Raw genomic sequence first — 16,093 nt, forward strand, 5'->3', positions numbered from 1 at the left:
TATGAACTATCAAAGATAGAGAAGACCAGATACCAGCAGGATTTCCGCGACCAGAATGCCAACAATCAGGCGCTTTCCGGCAACCAGATAGGCGGCAAATCCCGCACTGGCCGACCCCACTCGCAACCAGAGCGGTGAATCGGCCAGTGCCCCGTTGGGATAAAGAATAAGCTGGGCAATGACACCTGCTACCAGCGCGGTTGCAATGCAACGCACCAGCACCAGAGCTTGCGAATCCTCGCGCACCCGCGCACCGACCACCACGCCCATGACGCGGAAGAAATAGGTGGGCAGCGCGCCTGCCAACAGAATAAAGACGAACGGCCACCACCAGTCGGAAAAGCTGGTCCACATCATGTCGTCTTCTCCTTCGCGCCATTGCCCCGACGATGATAGCCAAAGGCAAGCAAACCGCCGACAATGCCGGTCATCAAAAGATCATAGCCGGGGGCAAGAAAATGAAACAGCGGGAACAACAGCAGGCCGGACACCATAGCGATCTGTCCTGCCCGTTCGCGGGCCGAGCGCCAGAGCGAGGTTAAAAAATACATCGGCGTCAGCATGAAAAGCGCAGCAAAAACCACCGGCGGGAATGACCCCGAAAGAAAATAGACGACGACCACTACCAGCGCATTGGTTAAGACCAGAACGCTTCCGACCCCGAAGAAATAGCTGGTACGCATATCGCGCGGAATTTTATTCAACTCCTCCATCGCCATCACCCATGCGGTCACCGCAACGAAATGGCAAAGAGCCGCGAGCGTCCACTTGCGCGTATTTGGGCCTTTGAGTTCAGGTAGGAGCGACACGACCATCGGCATGAGGCGCACCGATGACAGCCCCACAGCAAGAGCTGCTGCGGGGATCGACACCCCGGCACTGATGGCGCCGATCAGCACCACCTTGGCCGGCAGAGCCCAGATGGTCAGTGTCATGAACACGGCTTGCCACACCGAAATACCGCTTTCAATAGCGAGTCCTGCAAATCCGACAAAGGAACTCATCAGCAGAAGCGCCGGGATACTGACGATGCGCGAGCATCCACGAGCAAACCAGCGCAAATGCTGGTTTTTCTGCGTTGAATTCGTTTCTGGCTGAGAAAATTGAGTCGCGGGCATGGGGGTGAGATTAAAACATTTTATTCAAAAACGTGAGGCGTCCGCCGCTATTTAAAACGTAACACTTATCGGAGTGAAACGAGGTTCGGCGAGATTACGCTTAGAATGAAGGGAGCTAGAGTACCGATCTAATTCAATCAAATGGAAATACACTCTGAACAACGGACCATAAAAAATGGCCCCTTCCGGGGAAAGGGCCATTTCTCGTTATTTCTTTCGCGGCACCTTCGGTACCGAGGATTTGCTGGCACTATTACCGGATGAAGCCTTGGCAGCACCCGACTTCGCGGCAGGCTTTGATTCCGGCTCGTCGCTACCAGCCAGCGCCTTTTCCTTTTCCGCTTTTTTGGGCGGCGATTTACGCCGTGGAGAAACCTTTTTCTCCGGCGGAATATCCTGCTTCGGCTTGACCGGTTTATCAGACACGCTTTCCAGCCCAAGACCGGTCTTGCCATCCGGTTTGGTCACCACGTCGACACGCACCGTGCCACCATGTTTGAGTTTGCCGAACAGAACCTCATCGGCCAGCGGCTTCTTGATGTGCTCCTGAATGACACGTCCAAGCGGACGCGCGCCCATCTGTTCATCATAGCCCTTTTCTGCAAGCCAGGCGATGGCAGCCTCGGTCAGCTCGAAAGTCACGCCCCGTTCGGCAAGCTGTGCTTCAAGCTGGATGACGAATTTCTGCACGACCTGATGAATGACAGGCACCGGCAGCGGACCGAACGGAATGATCGCATCGAGACGGTTGCGGAATTCCGGTGTGAACAACCGGTTGATCGCTTCCATATCGTCGCCTTCACGACGCGTTGAGCCGAAGCCGATTGCCGCCCGCGCCATATCCGACGCACCGGCATTGGTGGTCATGATCAGGATCACATTGCGGAAATCGATCTTCTTGCCGTTATGATCGGTGAGCGAACCATGATCCATGACCTGCAACAGAATATTGTAGAGGTCGGGATGCGCTTTCTCGATTTCGTCAAGCAGCAATACGCAATGCGGATGCTGGTCGACGCCATCGGTCAGAAGCCCGCCCTGATCGAATCCAACATAGCCGGGAGGCGCGCCAATCAAGCGCGAAACGGTATGACGCTCCATATATTCGGACATATCAAAGCGTAAGAGCTCGACGCCAAGCGAGGAGGCAAGTTGCTTGGCAACTTCCGTCTTGCCCACACCGGTCGGACCGGAGAAAAGGTAAGATCCGATTGGCTTATCCGGTTCACGAAGACCTGCGCGTGCCAGCTTGATCGAGGCAGAGAGCGCTTCGATTGCCAGATCCTGCCCATACACCACGCGCTTCAACTCAGCATCGAGATGTGAGAGCACGACCTCGTCATCCTTGGACACTGATTTAGGCGGGATGCGCGCCATGGTGGCTATTGTCGCTTCGATTTCCTTCACGCCAATAGTCTTCTTGCGCTTGTTTTGCGGCAACAGCATCTGGCTGGCGCCAGTTTCATCGATCACGTCGATAGCCTTGTCCGGCAATTTGCGATCTGAAATATAGCGCGCGGAGAGTTCGACCGCCGACTTGATAGCATCGACTGTATATTTGACCTTATGGAAATCCTCGAAATAGGGTTTGAGGCCCTTCATGATTTCGATGGTATCCGGGATCGAGGGTTCGTTGACGTCGATCTTCTGGAAACGGCGTACCAGTGCCCGGTCCTTCTCGAAGAACTGGCGATATTCCTTATAGGTGGTCGAACCGATGCAGCGGATGGCACCCGACGAAAGTGCAGGCTTGAGCAGGTTGGACGCATCCATTGCTCCGCCCGAGGTCGCCCCCGCTCCGATTACCGTATGGATTTCATCGATAAAAAGAACTGCACCTGGAAAATCCTCCAGTTCCTTGACGATCTGTTTCAGCCGCTCCTCGAAATCACCGCGATAACGGGTTCCGGCCAGAAGCGTACCCATATCGAGCGAAAAGATCGTCGCATCGCCAAGTGCTTCGGGCACATCGCCTTCGACGATGCGCTTGGCAAGCCCTTCCGCAATTGCCGTCTTGCCCACACCTGGATCACCAACATAAAGTGGATTGTTCTTGGAGCGACGGCAAAGAACCTGAATGGTGCGGCTGATTTCGCTGTCACGGCCAATCAACGGATCGATGCGGCCCGTCCGGGCCTTCTCATTCAGGTTGACGCAATAGGCGGTCAGCGCGTCCTGCTTTTTCTTTGGTGCTTCTTCCTGCTCACTGGTGGTGCGTTCCTCGGCCGGGCTTTCCGCACCGCTCGGGCTGCGCGGTTCACTGCCTTGCGCACGCTTGGAAATGCCGTGCGAGATATAATTGACCGCATCATAGCGCGTCATCTGCTGTTCCTGAAGGAAATAGGCAGCATGGCTTTCGCGTTCGGCAAAAATGGCGACGAGCACGTTTGCGCCGGTCACTTCCTCGCGGTTGGAAGACTGGACATGGATGACCGCGCGTTGAATGACGCGCTGGAAAGCCGCCGTCGGCTTGGAATCCTCGTCATAGCCAGTAACGAGATTATCCAGTTCGCGGTCGATATAATCAGTCACGATACGTCTGAGATGGTCGAGATCGACATTACAGGCGCGCATCACGGCCCCTGCATCCTGATCATCAATCAAGGCAAGCAGAAGATGTTCGAGCGTGGCATATTCGTGGTGCCGCTCGTTTGCGATCGTGAGGGCCTGGTGCAGAACCCTTTCAAGGCTGGGAGAGAACGATGGCATATGACCTCACTTTTTCTCCATCACGCATTGCAGCGGATGCTGGTTCTGGCGTGCGAAATCCATGACCTGGCTCACTTTGGTCTCGGCGACCTCATAAGTAAATATACCACATTCGCCGACACCATGATTGTGAACATGCAGCATGATGCGCGTGGCATCGTCGAGGTTTTTCTGAAAAAACCGCTGCAGGACATGAATGACGAACTCCATGGGGGTGTAGTCGTCATTGAGCAGAAGGACACGATAGAGGCTGGGCTTCTTGACCTTGCGCTCGGTTCGCGTGACCACGACGGTCCCGTTGTCGGAACCGTTGCTTTCATCATCACTCTTGCCTTGCATAAGTGGAATAACTTGCCGCATGAAACCCTTGTCCGAATAGCCGGGAAACACGCCCTGCTCCTGATGAGCGGGTGATGCGCTTCACGATCTTTATCTTTACCTGCACGTCCCGCCCCGCAACCGGGTATCTGCAAGCCGTGCATCGCTTTCCTACATGCCTGATATGTAGGTCTCGCCTTGATGATTTTAAGCCCTTCATCACCACTTGCAACAGAGACTTATTGCAACAACACCGGCCACCACAATTAAATCCTGCGGTCCATAAGGGGTTGTGCGCAGTCCAGCGCTTCGACGCGGCCTTCTCATAACTCCGTGATCGCACAAATTGGGCTGAAACTTTTTTAGAAAAATCATGAACAACGCGCTTACCATAAACGGATTGGTAACGCTGATGACAGTAAGATGTCCGAATTAGGCCGCTGTGTGCCCTTCTTGCCGCAGCAAAAAAAATCGGAATACAGGTAGGTCATCATCGTGCGTAGCGCATTCAGTAAAGTCGCATATGCCCTGAAAAAAGCGGCACAAGCAACCCTGCTTCTCGCCACCGTGACGGGGTGCTCGACAGCTTCCACCACGATCCCGGCTATCGCTGCCCCCGATAAATATGCAGCAATCGTCGTGGATGCGAATACCGGCAAAACGCTTTTCGCCTCAAGCGCCGATGCGCAGCGTTATCCCGCGTCCCTCACCAAGATGATGACGCTCTATATGCTGTTTGAAGCCATGCAGTCCGGTCGCGTCAATAAAAACACACTTATTCCGGTCTCTGCATATGCACGCTCGCGTCCGCCGACAAAGATCGGTTTCCGTCCGGGGCAAAGCATTCGCGTCGAAGATGCCATTCTGGCCCTGATCACCAAATCCGCGAACGATGTTGCAGCTGCCACCGGTGAGTATCTGGGCGGCTCGGAAGAGCGTTTTGCACAGATGATGACTGCGAAGGCACGCCGTCTTGGCATGCGTAGCACCACCTTCCGCAACGCCTCCGGCCTCCCCAATGCCTCGCAGCGCTCGACTGCGCGCGACATGGCTCTTCTGGGCATGGCCCTGCGTCAGCATTTTCCGCGCGAATTCGGCTATTTCTCCCAACGCAGCTTTGTCTATCGCGGCCAGACCATCCGCGGCCATAACAAGCTTCTCGGACATGTCGCAGGCGTCGATGGCATCAAGACCGGTTACACCAACGCTTCCGGTTTCAACCTCGTCTCGTCGGTCAATTCCGGCGGACGCCGCATCGTCGCCGTCGTCATGGGTGGCAATACCGGCGCCAGCCGCGACGCGCACATGACGCAGTTGATCGCCAAGTATCTTCCGCAGGCCAAGCGTGGCCGCAGTTCGGATGCACTCATTGTCGCTGTTGGCAACGCACCGCAGGTCGTGGCCTCAATCGATCTACCCACTGCACAGAATGCGCCCGTTCCGGTTGCGCGTCAGAGCGTATCCATTGAAGACGCTATCAATAATGAAGCTGGAGAAGGCGATGTCGATCAGCCGCAGGTTCTGGCTCTGGCAGCACCTACCCCCCGCCCGACTGCATTCGCTGCACAAAAGGCGCTGCGCCCCACTCCCAAGGCAGCCGTTCCGTCTGCCAATGCAGGCAATGTCGATCCTGTGACAACTGCCTCTGCTCCAGCATCAGGCAACTGGGCCATCCAGATCGGCTCGCTGCCGAGCCAGGGGCAGGCCCTTGAAATGCTCAACAAGGCATCCGCGTCGGCAGGCAACGCACTCGCCAGCGCCTCGCCCTATACTGAAATGTTCAATAAGGGCAACGCCAGCTATCATCGTGCACGCTTCACAGGCTTCGCCTCCAAACAGGCTGCATGGGATGCCTGCGCATCACTGAAAAAGAAAAATTTCGGCTGCTACGCCGTTGCCAATTGATCGTCGTGCGGGAGATTTTTCGCGCACAGCTTCAAACCCGGATGAGTAGTGTAGAGGGTTTCGAGATGTCGAATATGAAAGACAATTTGGTGCAATCGCCTTTCACAAACGAAGCCTGGCCTTCACAGACCGGCCGCGCTTCAGCGTTAAGCAGCCTGTTTTCAGTCCAGACACTCAAGCAGGCAGCGCTGAAAATTGCCGATGTGCGACGCGGGAAAGGTTTTAATACCGGCGACCTGGTCGGGCTTTTAATGGGCCACGCCGTCCGCAACAGACGGCTTTCACAACCCAAGGCCTGTATGCGCATGCGCCTGCCGGTGACTTCCAACAAGATCAGTGTGCGCCTGACCATTCCGCGCTGAATTATATTCAGCATTCAAAAACCCGCCTTTCGGCGGGCTTTTTATTTCAGGTCAATTTTTAAAGAAGCCCGAGAGCGGCAAGCTCCTGGCGCAATTCTACAGGAAGGGCTGCCCTGCCCGCTTTGCCCGTTGCTTCGTCCTGCGGTGCTTCATTATCCGCAAGATAACGCCAACCCTGAAAGGCGCGGCGTGGTTGCCAATGCGTTGGTACGATTTTGGGCTCCAGCACGAAATGACAACGATTGATGCCCGCAGTGTCGGTGAAAGGCCTGATGTCCACAAGGCGCTGGCGGCACTGTACATTGCCCTTGATCACCCAATAAAGCGAGCCACCGTCCAGCAACTCATCTATGCGTTTTGGCACCATGCGCGTGGTATGGGTCTGTTCCGGCACAAGACCGGCGCCCCGCTGTTCAGCAAGGCGAAAATCGATCCAGGCGGCGAGATCTTCGATACTATCGCAGCCGACACAAAGCTTGACGAGATTGAGAGCCATGCAGGCGGTTTAAACCGGACTTTTGCCGTCTTCAAGCATGAAGAGCAACTATCACCCAATATCAGCAGGCCACGACATTGACGGCGAGCCCCGCCTGACTGGTTTCCTTGTAGCGCTCGCTCATATCATGGCCGGTCTGGCGCATGGTTTCGATACAGGCGTCAAGCGGTACGAAATGATTGCCGTCGCCCTTAACCGCAAGTGACGCCGCCGTCACCGCCTTGACCGCGCCGAGCGCATTGCGCTCGATACACGGAACCTGCACCAGGCCTGCAACCGGATCGCAGGTCATGCCCAAATGATGTTCAAGTGCTATTTCAGCGGCATTTTCGATCTGTGCGGGAGAACCGCCGAGAACCGCCGCAAGTCCAGCTGCCGCCATCGCAGACGCTGACCCCACCTCGCCCTGGCAGCCAACTTCAGCCCCTGAAATCGAGGCATTATGCTTGATCACGCCGCCGATCGCCGCGGAAGTCAGCAGAAAGTCACGGATACCTTTCTCATCGGCATCGTCATGGAAATGCAGATAATAGCGCAGCACCGCCGGAACCACGCCCGCAGCGCCGTTGGTGGGGGCCGTCACCACCCTGCCCCCGGAAGCGTTTTCCTCATTGACCGCCATAGCGTAGACCGAGAGCCAGTCATTGGCGAGCAGTGGATTACTGCGATTGTTACGCCAGTCGTCCTGAAGCTTGTCGTGCAACTGACGCGCACGACGACGCACATTTAGACCGCCCGGCATGATACCTTCGCGGTTCAGACCACGTTCGATGCAGCCGCGCATCGCACCCCATACATGATCCAATCCCGCATTGAGTTCAGTACGCGGCATGTGTTTTTCTTCATTGGCGCGCTTCATCTCGGCAATCGTAAGACCACTCGTCTGCGCCATGGTGAGCATTTCAGCCGCGTTGCGGAACGGATAAGGCACATCCGCCTTGTCATCGGCTTTCGCGCCGCTGCGTTGCACGCGGCTCAATTCTTCTTCCGTGACGACAAAGCCACCGCCGATGGAGAAATAGGCACGACGCAAAAGCAGATTATCATCGCGGTCATAAGCGCAAAAAGCCATACCATTGGCATGGCCCGGCAAAGGGGTCTTGCGATCAAGCACGAGATCGGTTTTGGGGTCGAACTGATAGGTTGGATGACCCTGTGGCGCTATTCTTCGGGTTGCAACAACCTTTTCGACCTCTGCATCCATGATGTCGGGATCGATCGTATCGGGCAGATAGCCGCAAAGACCGAGAATGACCGCACGGTCGGTCGCATGGCCCACGCCCGTATAGGCGAGTGATCCATGCAGGCTGGCTTTCAAACGAACGATCCTGGAGTGAGCAGGACGCGGCCAGTTGCCACCTGCAATCTCATCCAGAAACATATGCGCAGCCGTCATCGGGCCCATCGTGTGCGAACTGGAAGGCCCGATACCAATCTTGAAGAGATCGAAAACCGAAAGAAACATTTTACACCATCACCAGCCTGCCCGTTTTCCAAAACAGGGAAAACCACCAGCGTCAAGCATTCAGCTATAACAAGCAGCTTTATATCAGATAGTGTAAGGAACGACCAACACCAAGCGATTGCCGAAAAGCGGCATCAAATCACCGGAATACGCTAAATTGCGCTGAAGCGCCGGATCAAGCCAGTTGATCCGGCATCCAATAAAGAAATTACTGATTAAATGAGAAAAAGATAAGCGAGCAAAATAACAGCAAAGAGACCGATAACTGCCCGGAGCGTCACACCCCAGCAGGATTTTTCAACAGTTTCATCCATGGATATTTTTGACAACCTTATTGTATCTGTTCAGCGACACCGTTTTTTATCCTATCGCCGTTGCCCTCATATAACCGCCGGGTCCACCGAGTGCAACGTCGAAAAAAGGCCAAAATGCGGCAGGTCTGATGCTCACTAAATGGGTAGCTTATATTATGCATTATTTTTCAATGGGTTGAAATTAGACATCCTTAACGATGGCTTTATAGGGTTGGCAAAAATGTGGCATCTGGGTTGCAGCAGGCGCATATCCCTGTTGGCTTCCCGCCACGAGGCGAACGTTACGCCAAGATGGCTCAAACGCCGTGCTTTCACGATACTACAGCCTTTCAAACGCCTGTGTTAGAAACGTCAGCTCGAACCCGACGATTCGAGAACAGGAAACACAATGGCCCAGACAGAAGCCCATCTTCGTGGGGAAATGCCAAAACGCTCGCGTCTTGGGCGTCTGGATATCGCACGCGGTGTGGCACTTGTTGCCATGGCGGTTTATCATTTTGGCTGGGATCTTGAATATTTCGGCTATATGGCCCCTGCAACGACGGCACAAGGCGGCTGGAAACTGTTTGCCCGCTGCATCGCGTCAAGTTTCCTGTTTCTGGTCGGTTTCAGTCTGGTTTTGGCGCATGGCCGTGGCATTAGATGGCAACCGATGGGCAAACGCTTGTTGCAGATCGGCGTGGCGGCTACGGCCATCTCCGCCATTACTTATTACATGTCGCAGGAAAGTTTCATCTTCTTCGGCATCCTGCATCAAATCGCGCTGGCAAGCGTGCTGGGGCTTTTATTCCTGCGCCTGCCGCCACTTCTAACACTGATTATAGCGGCTCTCGTCATTTCAGCGCCACTCTATGCGCGCGCAGATATTTTCAATTATCCGGCTTTGCGCTTCGTCGGCCTCTCGACGCTAACTTTCCGCTCAAACGATTATGTGCCACTATTTCCATGGTTCGGGGCGGTACTCACAGGTATCGCGGTCGCTCGTTTTGCAGAGCGCTATGGCTGGCTCAACCTGCTTTCAGGCGGCATCAAACCCGTTTTTCTGCAAAAGCCGCTCAGCTTCATTGGCCGTCACAGTCTGGCCTTCTACCTGATCCACCAGCCGGTGCTCATCTCTCTGGTCTATGTCTTTTCGCTTGTGTCACCGCCAGACCAGCGCGGACCTTTTATAGAGTCCTGTGTTGCCAGTTGCCTGCCGACCGGAAGCGAGCCGCTCTGCCGCCAGTTCTGCGGCTGCGTGGTTAATGAGCTTAATAAAGCCGATCTGTTTGATGATGTCTTGCACGGCAAAGCCGATCAGGACAACAACACGACCGTGCAGGCTATAACGCAAATATGTTCGCCCGTGCCGGACTCGCTGCCGTAATCAATCAGGTAGTAACACCGAGCTCCGCCAGGCGCTCGATGCAAGCCTCTTCGATCTGGTCGAGTTCACCGACCGTCTCGTCGATGTCGCGGCGTTTCTGACGCAGGTCAGCGCGCTTTTCTTCCACGCGTTTCATGAGCAGCGTCAACTGACCGGTTTCACCGGGCGGCTCACGATACATCTGAATGATCTCATGTATTTCGGCGATCGAGAATCCGAGCCGCTTGCCACGCAGAATCTGCTTGAGAAGCTGACGGTCCGAAGGCCGGAAAAGACGCGTCCGCCCTCTGCGCACAGGCGCGATCAGGCCTTCATCTTCATAAAACCGTAAAGTACGGGTGGAGATCCCGAATTCGCGTGTTAATTCGGTAATCGTATAATATTCGCGCGTCACCATCTATTCCCGGATATCACCTTGCTACAAGTTGTTGATTGTTTTGCAACCGCTTTTACGTAAAAGTCAATATAGAACCGCTTATTTCACACAATCAACTGGACCAGCCAGCCTTGCCATCCCACCGCCAATCATGCGTTATAGCCGCATCAAAATGAAGAATGACGGATGCTCATGCGGCGATCGATTAAATACACTTTGATAGGACTGGGTATTATTGCCATTTGTGGCGCTGCCCCCTTTGCTATCGAACCGATTGTGATCAAAATCGGAGAAAGCTCTGTTCGCCAACTCGCCCACGATGGCAATTTCTGCACGACTGAAAACTGCGAGGAAGGCTATGATTACGCTTTGGCTTTTCTGGAAACCAATTACGGACTTTCACCGAAAGATATTAAGTGGTGCATGGGCGTGGATGTCATCGCGCATTATGAATTGCCGTTTGCAAATGATCTGAAGAATACCATCACAGAGCGCATGTACGCCCGTTGCGGTGACGTCCGGCAGGATGATACGCAAGATAGTATGGGCGAATAAAGCGGCCGGCACCATCAAGTGTTTCTTGCGCATTGTTGCCGCGGTGATCCAAGCTATTGATCAAACCACGTATGAGCATTCAGATAAATCTGTTTGCCCCATTACTGCGAAGGGGCGGCAACATATATTTTCGCACTGAAATGGAACCAAATAATTCTTGCGGCATTATAATGGTGTTAGTTAACGGAGACGACACATGGCCGACAATGACATTCAGAAAGCTCTTGAGCAGCAAGTCGCAGATCTACGCGGCGAATTAAAGCGTATCACCAAATCTCTCTCCTCCCAATCCGGTGATTTGGCAAGTGATTTGCGCAATCGTACCGAAGACGCTTACGAGGATGCGCAGGGCCGTCTACGACATACAGCACAGGCTGTACGCGACCATGGACAGGTGGTAGCAGAAACCATTCGTGAAAATCCCGGAACCGCTACGACGCTGTTCGGCACGGCTGGTATTCTTGGTGTTCTTATCGGGGTGGCCATCGGCTGCGCGATTTCGGATCGTCGTTAACCGATCTCACGGTCGCCCAGAGAAAGCTCGCGCAAAGCCCCCTGCGCGGGCTTTCTTTTATGTCTTTACGCCTTGTCTCAGGGCTGTTAGATCGAGGTTACGGCAATTATGCCACCGGTCGCAGCCTACCCGGATAAAACAAGGACAAGCACACAATACTTGTGCTTTGCACTGGCTGCGCCATGACGTTCAAAAAGGCGCTTAAATGTCAGAAAAGACGATTTATTCCGATCTGAAACAGCTTGGCTCGGAGAGCCGCATTCCCCAGTCTCCCGAGGACGCAGTTCTGGAAAAGGTCCAGAACCCGCAAGCCGGAACGCCCTATTGTGTGCGTTTTACCGCGCCCGAATTCACTTCACTTTGCCCGATGACCGGCCAGCCGGATTTCGCGCATCTGGTGATCGACTACGTTCCCGGCGAATGGCTGGTGGAAAGCAAATCGCTCAAGCTTTTCCTGTTTTCTTTCCGCAATCACGGTGCGTTCCATGAAGATTGCACGGTGACAATAGGCAAGCGGCTGGTCGAACTGCTTGATCCTGAATGGCTGCGGATCGGCGGCTACTGGTACCCGCGCGGCGGCATTCCGATCGACGTCTTCTACCAGACCGGCGACGCACCGCAGGACGTCTGGATTCCGGCACAGGATGTTCCCAATTATCGCGGACGCGGCTAGATACGCTCTTGCCGCTGGATGGGTTCGCCCCTATCTTGGCCCCATGAAGCGAAAAGAAGACCCATCATGATCAAGACCCTTGTGTTGCTGCTCACACTTTGTGTTGTCGCCGGTTGTGGCGGCGCGGGCAAAGCGGCGATGAATGCAGGCAAGGGTTTTGATCGTTTTGCTTGCGCATCGCGCAATTTCAAAGGCGAGACGCCCTGCCCGCAACCGGATAGGCCAACCCCGTGACGCGAAAGCTAAGACCATGACAATCCAGCCCAACACCATTCTCGATTTCTGGTTTTCTCCAAAAATGCGTGGAAAATGGTTTGAAAAAAGCGACGCAATAGACTCGGAAATCCGTGAAAAATTCCTGCCGCTTTATGAAGACGCCCGCCTGGACAAGCTCGAAGAGTGGAAACAGCAGGCAAACAGCGCGCTTGCTCTGACCATTGTTTTCGACCAGTTTCCACGCAATCTGTTTCGCGGCTCGCCGCGCTCCTTCGAGAGCGACGGGCTGGCGCGCGATGTGGCGATTCAGGCGCTTGATCATGACTTCGACCGAGAGCTGGCACCAGACCAGCGGCAGTTTTTGTATCTGCCGTTCATGCACAGTGAAAGCCTCAATGATCAAAAGCGTGCGCTGGACCTTTATGAAAAGCTCGGCGATACAAATGCTCTTGATTTTGCGCATCAACATCATGACATCATCGCACAGTTCGGCCGATTTCCGCATCGCAACGCGGTGCTCGGACGCGACACAACACACGAAGAAGCCGAGTTTCTAAAAACCCATTCAGGGTTTTGATTACAGCAACTGATAGGGCAATATCCCGCGCCGGTTGTGATTGACCGACAAACGGCTTTTCAACGGCGGCACAGCGCGCTGTACGCATTCGGCGCGCTCACAAATCCGGCATGAAACCCCGATCGCATCGAAAGCGGACCGGGCGGCGATATCGAGACCGTCCGCATAGACGAAATCGGCCGCGTGGGTAATTTCACAGCCCAGCGCAATGGCATAACGACGCTGCGGCGCGTGAAAACCGCCGTCGCGCTTGCTGAGTTCGGTTGCGACACACAGATAACGCGCACCATCGGGTGTTTCAGCCAGCTGGCGGATGATCTGCCCCGGCGTCTCGAAAGCCTGATGCACATTCCAGAGCGGACACGCTGCGCCATAACGCGCAAATTGCAGTTTTGCGGCGCTGTGGCGTTTGGTGATGTTGCCGGCACGGTCGATGCGGGCAAAAAACACCGGTACACCGCGCAGGCCAGAGCGCTGCAAGGTGCTCAACCGGTGCGCGACCTGTTCGAGACTGGCCCCGAAGCGCGCCGCCAGAAGTTCGAGATCATGACGAAGTTCTTTGGCTGCGTCGAGAAAGTTTTGATAGGGCAGCATCAAGGCCCCGGCGAAATAATTGCGCAATCCGATCTTGGCAATCTCGACCGCTTCCAGCGAGCGGAAATCGGTACGCTTGGCAATGGCCGAGACGAGCTTTTCCATTTCGAGTTCAGCAATCTGGAAGGCGATCTGGAAATGCCGCGTCGAAGACGCTGAATAGGGGTTGAGATAAAGTACCCGCGCGTGCCGATCGAACCGGCGCAGGATCGCCTCATCAGGATCGGCACGGGCAATGCGTACCCGGTGCTTTTCTTCCATATATTGGCTCAGGGCAAGACCGGTATCACGCGTGGGAATATCAAGCTTTTTTGCAAGATTTTCTGCTTCTACATCAATCTCATGCACGTAATTATCGATAAAATGAAAGAAGTCCCGCACTTCCTCATAAGGAGCAAGTTCGGCCATCGACGGCGCACGCCCAAGCTGGTTGTCGAGGCTTGCAAGCTGCTCACTGTTGCGCCGGTAAGCCTGATGGCAGGCGACCAGCGCATGCGCCAATCCGGGAGCGTTTTGCGTGATGAGTTTCAGTTCCTGCAAGTTCGGCTTGTAATTATCAAACACCGGATCGGCCAGAGCTTCCGAAACCGCTGATAGCAACCGGTCATTATCCCCAAGAGAAATGGCACCAATGTCGATCTGGAAATTTTCGGCCAGTGCCAGCAGAACGGCAGCGGAAACTGGTCGCTGGTTATTCTCAATCTGGTTTAAATAACTCGTTGAAATACCAAGGCGTTCGGCAAATCCCGACTGGGTTGCTTTGTGCTCTTCGCGGATTTCGCGGATTTTTCTACCGACATAGAGTTTTTTGGGTGCCACGTTGGGTGCCTGTTTGGAAGTGTCGGGTTTGCAAATTTGCATTTCGCTATTCGCAAATTTATAAATTACACATCAGCACCTTTTCAAGCTTTCAGAATGCGGCATACTGGCTCTAGGGTTAGAACCTATGCAGGAAGTCGTATCCCAGGTTTACAGCTTTTAAAGGCCGGATGAATGCAGGAACTCCTCGAACAGCTTGAAGCACGCCGCAACGAGGCGCGGCTTGGTGGCGGGCAACGCCGCATCGATGCACAACATGCCAAGGGCAAGCTCACCGCCCGCGAAAGGCTGGACGTGCTGCTCGATGAGTGTTCGTTTGAGGAATTCGACATGTATGTCACCCATCGTTGCACTGATTTCGGCATGGCGAACCAGAAGGTGCCGGGCGATGGCGTTGTGACTGGCTGGGGCACGATCAACGGTCGGCAGGTCTATGTGTTCAGTCAGGATTTTACCGTGCTCGGCGGCTCGCTTTCGGAAACCCACGCGCAAAAAATCTGCAAGATCATGGATATGGCCGTGAAGAATGGCGCGCCCGTCATCGGCCTCAACGATTCCGGTGGTGCACGTATTCAGGAAGGTGTTGCATCACTTGGCGGCTATGCGGATGTGTTCAAGCGCAATGTCGATGCATCGGGCGTGGTGCCGCAGATTTCCGTCATCATGGGGCCTTGCGCGGGTGGCGCTGTCTATTCGCCCGCCATGACGGATTTCATCTTCATGGTGCGCGATTCATCCTATATGTTCGTGACCGGTCCCGACGTGGTGAAAACCGTCACCAATGAGATCGTCACTGCTGAAGAACTGGGCGGCGCCTCAACCCACACCAAAAAATCCTCGGTCGCCGATGGCGCTTATGAAAACGATATCGAGGCGCTGGAGCAGGTGCGCATCCTGTTCGACTTCCTGCCGCTCAGCAATCGCGAAAAACCGCCTACACGGCCTGTTTTCGACGACCCGGCGCGGATGGAATTACGGCTCGACACATTGATACCCGACAGCGCCAACAAGCCCTATGACATGAAAGAACTTATCCTCGCACTCGCCGATGAGGAGGATTTTTTCGAAATTCAGCAGGCTTTTGCCGGAAACATCATCACCGGCTTCATTCGCATGGACGGCCAAAGCGTGGGCGTGGTCGCCAATCAGCCCATGGTGCTGGCGGGCTGTCTGGATATTGACGCTTCGCGCAAGGCCGCACGCTTCGTTCGCTTTTGCGATGCTTTCAACATTCCGATCCTCACCCTTGTCGATGTGCCAGGATTTTTACCGGGAACCGCGCAGGAATATGGTGGCGTCATCAAGCACGGCGCAAAGCTTCTGTTTGCCTATTCACAGGCCACCGTCCCCATGATCACGCTGATTACCCGTAAGGCCTATGGCGGCGCTTATGACGTGATGGCATCCAAGCACATTGGCGCAGATATCAACTATGCCTGGCCAACGGCGGAAATCGCCGTGATGGGAGCAAAGGGGGCAACCGAAATCCTCTATCGTTCGGAACTGGGCGACCCCGAAAAAATCGCGGCGCGCACAAAGGAATATGAGGAGCGTTTCGCCAATCCTTTTGTCGCTGCCGAACGCGGTTTTATTGACGAGGTGATCATGCCGCATTCCTCTCGCAAGCGCATCACGCGCGCCTTCGCCAGCCTTCGTAACAAGAGCCAGAACACGCCGTGGAAAAAACACGACACAATACCTCTGTAAGACGGCGGA

The 16,093-nt window shown here is 54.6% G+C and carries 17 protein-coding genes; 9 read left to right on the plus strand and 8 right to left on the minus strand.

Annotated features, from left to right (window positions below):
• Nucleotides 1–9: 9 nt before the first annotated feature.
• The 4 genes from AAIB41_RS04950 to clpS form a co-directional block, all read right to left on the minus strand.
• On the minus strand, nt 10–357 hold the full coding sequence (locus AAIB41_RS04950) for an AzlD domain-containing protein (RefSeq protein WP_343314511.1): 348 nt from the start codon (nt 355–357) through the stop codon (nt 10–12).
• Nucleotides 354–1,004: an AzlC family ABC transporter permease gene (locus AAIB41_RS04955; protein ID WP_343314667.1), complete on the minus strand. Its 651-nt coding sequence runs from the start codon at nt 1,002–1,004 to the stop codon at nt 354–356. Before AAIB41_RS04955 ends, AAIB41_RS04950 begins: the two co-directional genes overlap by 4 nt.
• 321 nt (nt 1,005–1,325) lie before the next feature.
• A complete protein-coding gene (clpA, locus tag AAIB41_RS04960) occupies nt 1,326–3,827 on the minus strand; it encodes an ATP-dependent Clp protease ATP-binding subunit ClpA (protein WP_343314512.1) in 2,502 nt (833 codons plus the stop codon).
• 6 nt (nt 3,828–3,833) lie between these two features.
• A complete protein-coding gene (clpS, locus tag AAIB41_RS04965) occupies nt 3,834–4,187 on the minus strand; it encodes an ATP-dependent Clp protease adapter ClpS (protein ID WP_343314513.1) in 354 nt (117 codons plus the stop codon).
• 453 nt (nt 4,188–4,640) lie between these two features.
• Here clpS and AAIB41_RS04970 point away from each other — a divergent pair, with 453 nt between their 5' ends.
• Both AAIB41_RS04970 and AAIB41_RS04975 read left to right on the plus strand, forming a co-directional pair.
• A complete protein-coding gene (locus tag AAIB41_RS04970; RefSeq protein WP_343314514.1) occupies nt 4,641–6,050 on the plus strand; it encodes an SPOR domain-containing protein in 1,410 nt (469 codons plus the stop codon).
• 74 nt (nt 6,051–6,124) lie between these two features.
• Nucleotides 6,125–6,412, plus strand: a complete 288-nt coding sequence (locus tag AAIB41_RS04975) for a hypothetical protein (RefSeq protein ID WP_343314515.1) — start codon at nt 6,125–6,127, stop codon at nt 6,410–6,412.
• A gap of 58 nt (nt 6,413–6,470) precedes the next feature.
• Here the strand turns inward: AAIB41_RS04975 and AAIB41_RS04980 are convergent, their stop codons facing one another.
• Both AAIB41_RS04980 and AAIB41_RS04985 read right to left on the minus strand, forming a co-directional pair.
• On the minus strand, nt 6,471–6,908 hold the full coding sequence (locus tag AAIB41_RS04980; protein WP_343314516.1) for a DUF1489 family protein: 438 nt from the start codon (nt 6,906–6,908) through the stop codon (nt 6,471–6,473).
• 61 nt (nt 6,909–6,969) lie between these two features.
• Nucleotides 6,970–8,373 carry an L-serine ammonia-lyase gene (locus AAIB41_RS04985; protein WP_343314518.1) on the minus strand — a complete coding sequence of 468 codons (1,404 nt, stop codon included), beginning with the start codon at nt 8,371–8,373 and terminating at the stop codon, nt 6,970–6,972.
• 735 nt (nt 8,374–9,108) lie between these two features.
• Here AAIB41_RS04985 and AAIB41_RS04990 point away from each other — a divergent pair.
• Nucleotides 9,109–10,053 (plus strand): DUF1624 domain-containing protein, encoded by a 945-nt coding sequence (locus tag AAIB41_RS04990; RefSeq protein ID WP_343314668.1) that lies wholly within the window; start codon nt 9,109–9,111, stop codon nt 10,051–10,053.
• 4 nt (nt 10,054–10,057) lie between these two features.
• Here the strand turns inward: AAIB41_RS04990 and AAIB41_RS04995 are convergent, their stop codons facing one another.
• The gene (locus tag AAIB41_RS04995; protein ID WP_343314519.1) at nt 10,058–10,450 is read right to left on the minus strand and encodes a MerR family DNA-binding transcriptional regulator; all 393 of its coding nucleotides are present in this window, start codon (nt 10,448–10,450) and stop codon (nt 10,058–10,060) included.
• A 171-nt stretch (nt 10,451–10,621) separates the two neighbouring features.
• Here AAIB41_RS04995 and AAIB41_RS05000 point away from each other — a divergent pair, with 171 nt between their 5' ends.
• The 5 genes from AAIB41_RS05000 (at nt 10,622) to AAIB41_RS05020 (ending at nt 12,964) form a co-directional block, all read left to right on the plus strand.
• Entirely contained in the window at nt 10,622–10,984 is a 363-nt protein-coding gene (locus AAIB41_RS05000; protein ID WP_343314669.1) for a hypothetical protein, read from the plus strand.
• A 196-nt stretch (nt 10,985–11,180) separates the two neighbouring features.
• Nucleotides 11,181–11,498 (plus strand): hypothetical protein, encoded by a 318-nt coding sequence (locus tag AAIB41_RS05005; protein ID WP_343314521.1) that lies wholly within the window; start codon nt 11,181–11,183, stop codon nt 11,496–11,498.
• Nucleotides 11,499–11,703: 205 nt separating this feature from the next.
• Nucleotides 11,704–12,171 (plus strand): preQ(1) synthase, encoded by a 468-nt coding sequence (queF, locus tag AAIB41_RS05010; protein ID WP_343314522.1) that lies wholly within the window; start codon nt 11,704–11,706, stop codon nt 12,169–12,171.
• 66 nt (nt 12,172–12,237) lie between these two features.
• Complete coding sequence (locus AAIB41_RS05015; protein ID WP_343314822.1) at nt 12,238–12,405, plus strand: hypothetical protein; 168 nt, start codon at nt 12,238–12,240, stop codon at nt 12,403–12,405.
• A gap of 16 nt (nt 12,406–12,421) precedes the next feature.
• Nucleotides 12,422–12,964 carry a DUF924 family protein gene (locus AAIB41_RS05020; protein WP_343314524.1) on the plus strand — a complete coding sequence of 181 codons (543 nt, stop codon included), beginning with the start codon at nt 12,422–12,424 and terminating at the stop codon, nt 12,962–12,964.
• Here the strand turns inward: AAIB41_RS05020 and AAIB41_RS05025 are convergent, their stop codons facing one another.
• The gene (locus AAIB41_RS05025) at nt 12,965–14,377 is read right to left on the minus strand and encodes an XRE family transcriptional regulator (RefSeq protein ID WP_343314670.1); all 1,413 of its coding nucleotides are present in this window, start codon (nt 14,375–14,377) and stop codon (nt 12,965–12,967) included. It abuts the gene before it with no gap.
• Between the two features lie 174 nt (nt 14,378–14,551).
• Between AAIB41_RS05025 and AAIB41_RS05030 the strand changes: the two genes are divergently transcribed.
• Complete coding sequence (locus tag AAIB41_RS05030; protein ID WP_343314525.1) at nt 14,552–16,084, plus strand: acyl-CoA carboxylase subunit beta; 1,533 nt, start codon at nt 14,552–14,554, stop codon at nt 16,082–16,084.
• Nucleotides 16,085–16,093 lie beyond the last annotated feature (9 nt).

This window comes from Brucella sp. BE17 (assembly GCF_039545455.1).
Lineage (GTDB): Bacteria > Pseudomonadota > Alphaproteobacteria > Rhizobiales > Rhizobiaceae > Brucella.

Coding starts and splice junctions, on each gene's coding strand:
- AAIB41_RS04950 (WP_343314511.1), bottom strand. CDS start 357: ATGATGTGGACCAGCTTTTCCGACTGGTGGTGGCCGTTCGTCTTTATT.
- AAIB41_RS04955 (WP_343314667.1), bottom strand. CDS start 1,004: ATGAGTTCCTTTGTCGGATTTGCAGGACTCGCTATTGAAAGCGGTATT.
- clpA (WP_343314512.1), bottom strand. CDS start 3,827: ATGCCATCGTTCTCTCCCAGCCTTGAAAGGGTTCTGCACCAGGCCCTC.
- clpS (WP_343314513.1), bottom strand. CDS start 4,187: ATGCGGCAAGTTATTCCACTTATGCAAGGCAAGAGTGATGATGAAAGC.
- AAIB41_RS04975 (WP_343314515.1), top strand. CDS start 6,125: ATGAAAGACAATTTGGTGCAATCGCCTTTCACAAACGAAGCCTGGCCT.
- AAIB41_RS04980 (WP_343314516.1), bottom strand. CDS start 6,908: ATGGCTCTCAATCTCGTCAAGCTTTGTGTCGGCTGCGATAGTATCGAA.
- AAIB41_RS04985 (WP_343314518.1), bottom strand. CDS start 8,373: ATGTTTCTTTCGGTTTTCGATCTCTTCAAGATTGGTATCGGGCCTTCC.
- AAIB41_RS04990 (WP_343314668.1), top strand. CDS start 9,109: ATGCCAAAACGCTCGCGTCTTGGGCGTCTGGATATCGCACGCGGTGTG.
- AAIB41_RS04995 (WP_343314519.1), bottom strand. CDS start 10,450: ATGGTGACGCGCGAATATTATACGATTACCGAATTAACACGCGAATTC.
- AAIB41_RS05000 (WP_343314669.1), top strand. CDS start 10,622: ATGCGGCGATCGATTAAATACACTTTGATAGGACTGGGTATTATTGCC.
- AAIB41_RS05005 (WP_343314521.1), top strand. CDS start 11,181: ATGGCCGACAATGACATTCAGAAAGCTCTTGAGCAGCAAGTCGCAGAT.
- queF (WP_343314522.1), top strand. CDS start 11,704: ATGTCAGAAAAGACGATTTATTCCGATCTGAAACAGCTTGGCTCGGAG.
- AAIB41_RS05015 (WP_343314822.1), top strand. CDS start 12,238: ATGATCAAGACCCTTGTGTTGCTGCTCACACTTTGTGTTGTCGCCGGT.
- AAIB41_RS05020 (WP_343314524.1), top strand. CDS start 12,422: ATGACAATCCAGCCCAACACCATTCTCGATTTCTGGTTTTCTCCAAAA.
- AAIB41_RS05030 (WP_343314525.1), top strand. CDS start 14,552: ATGCAGGAACTCCTCGAACAGCTTGAAGCACGCCGCAACGAGGCGCGG.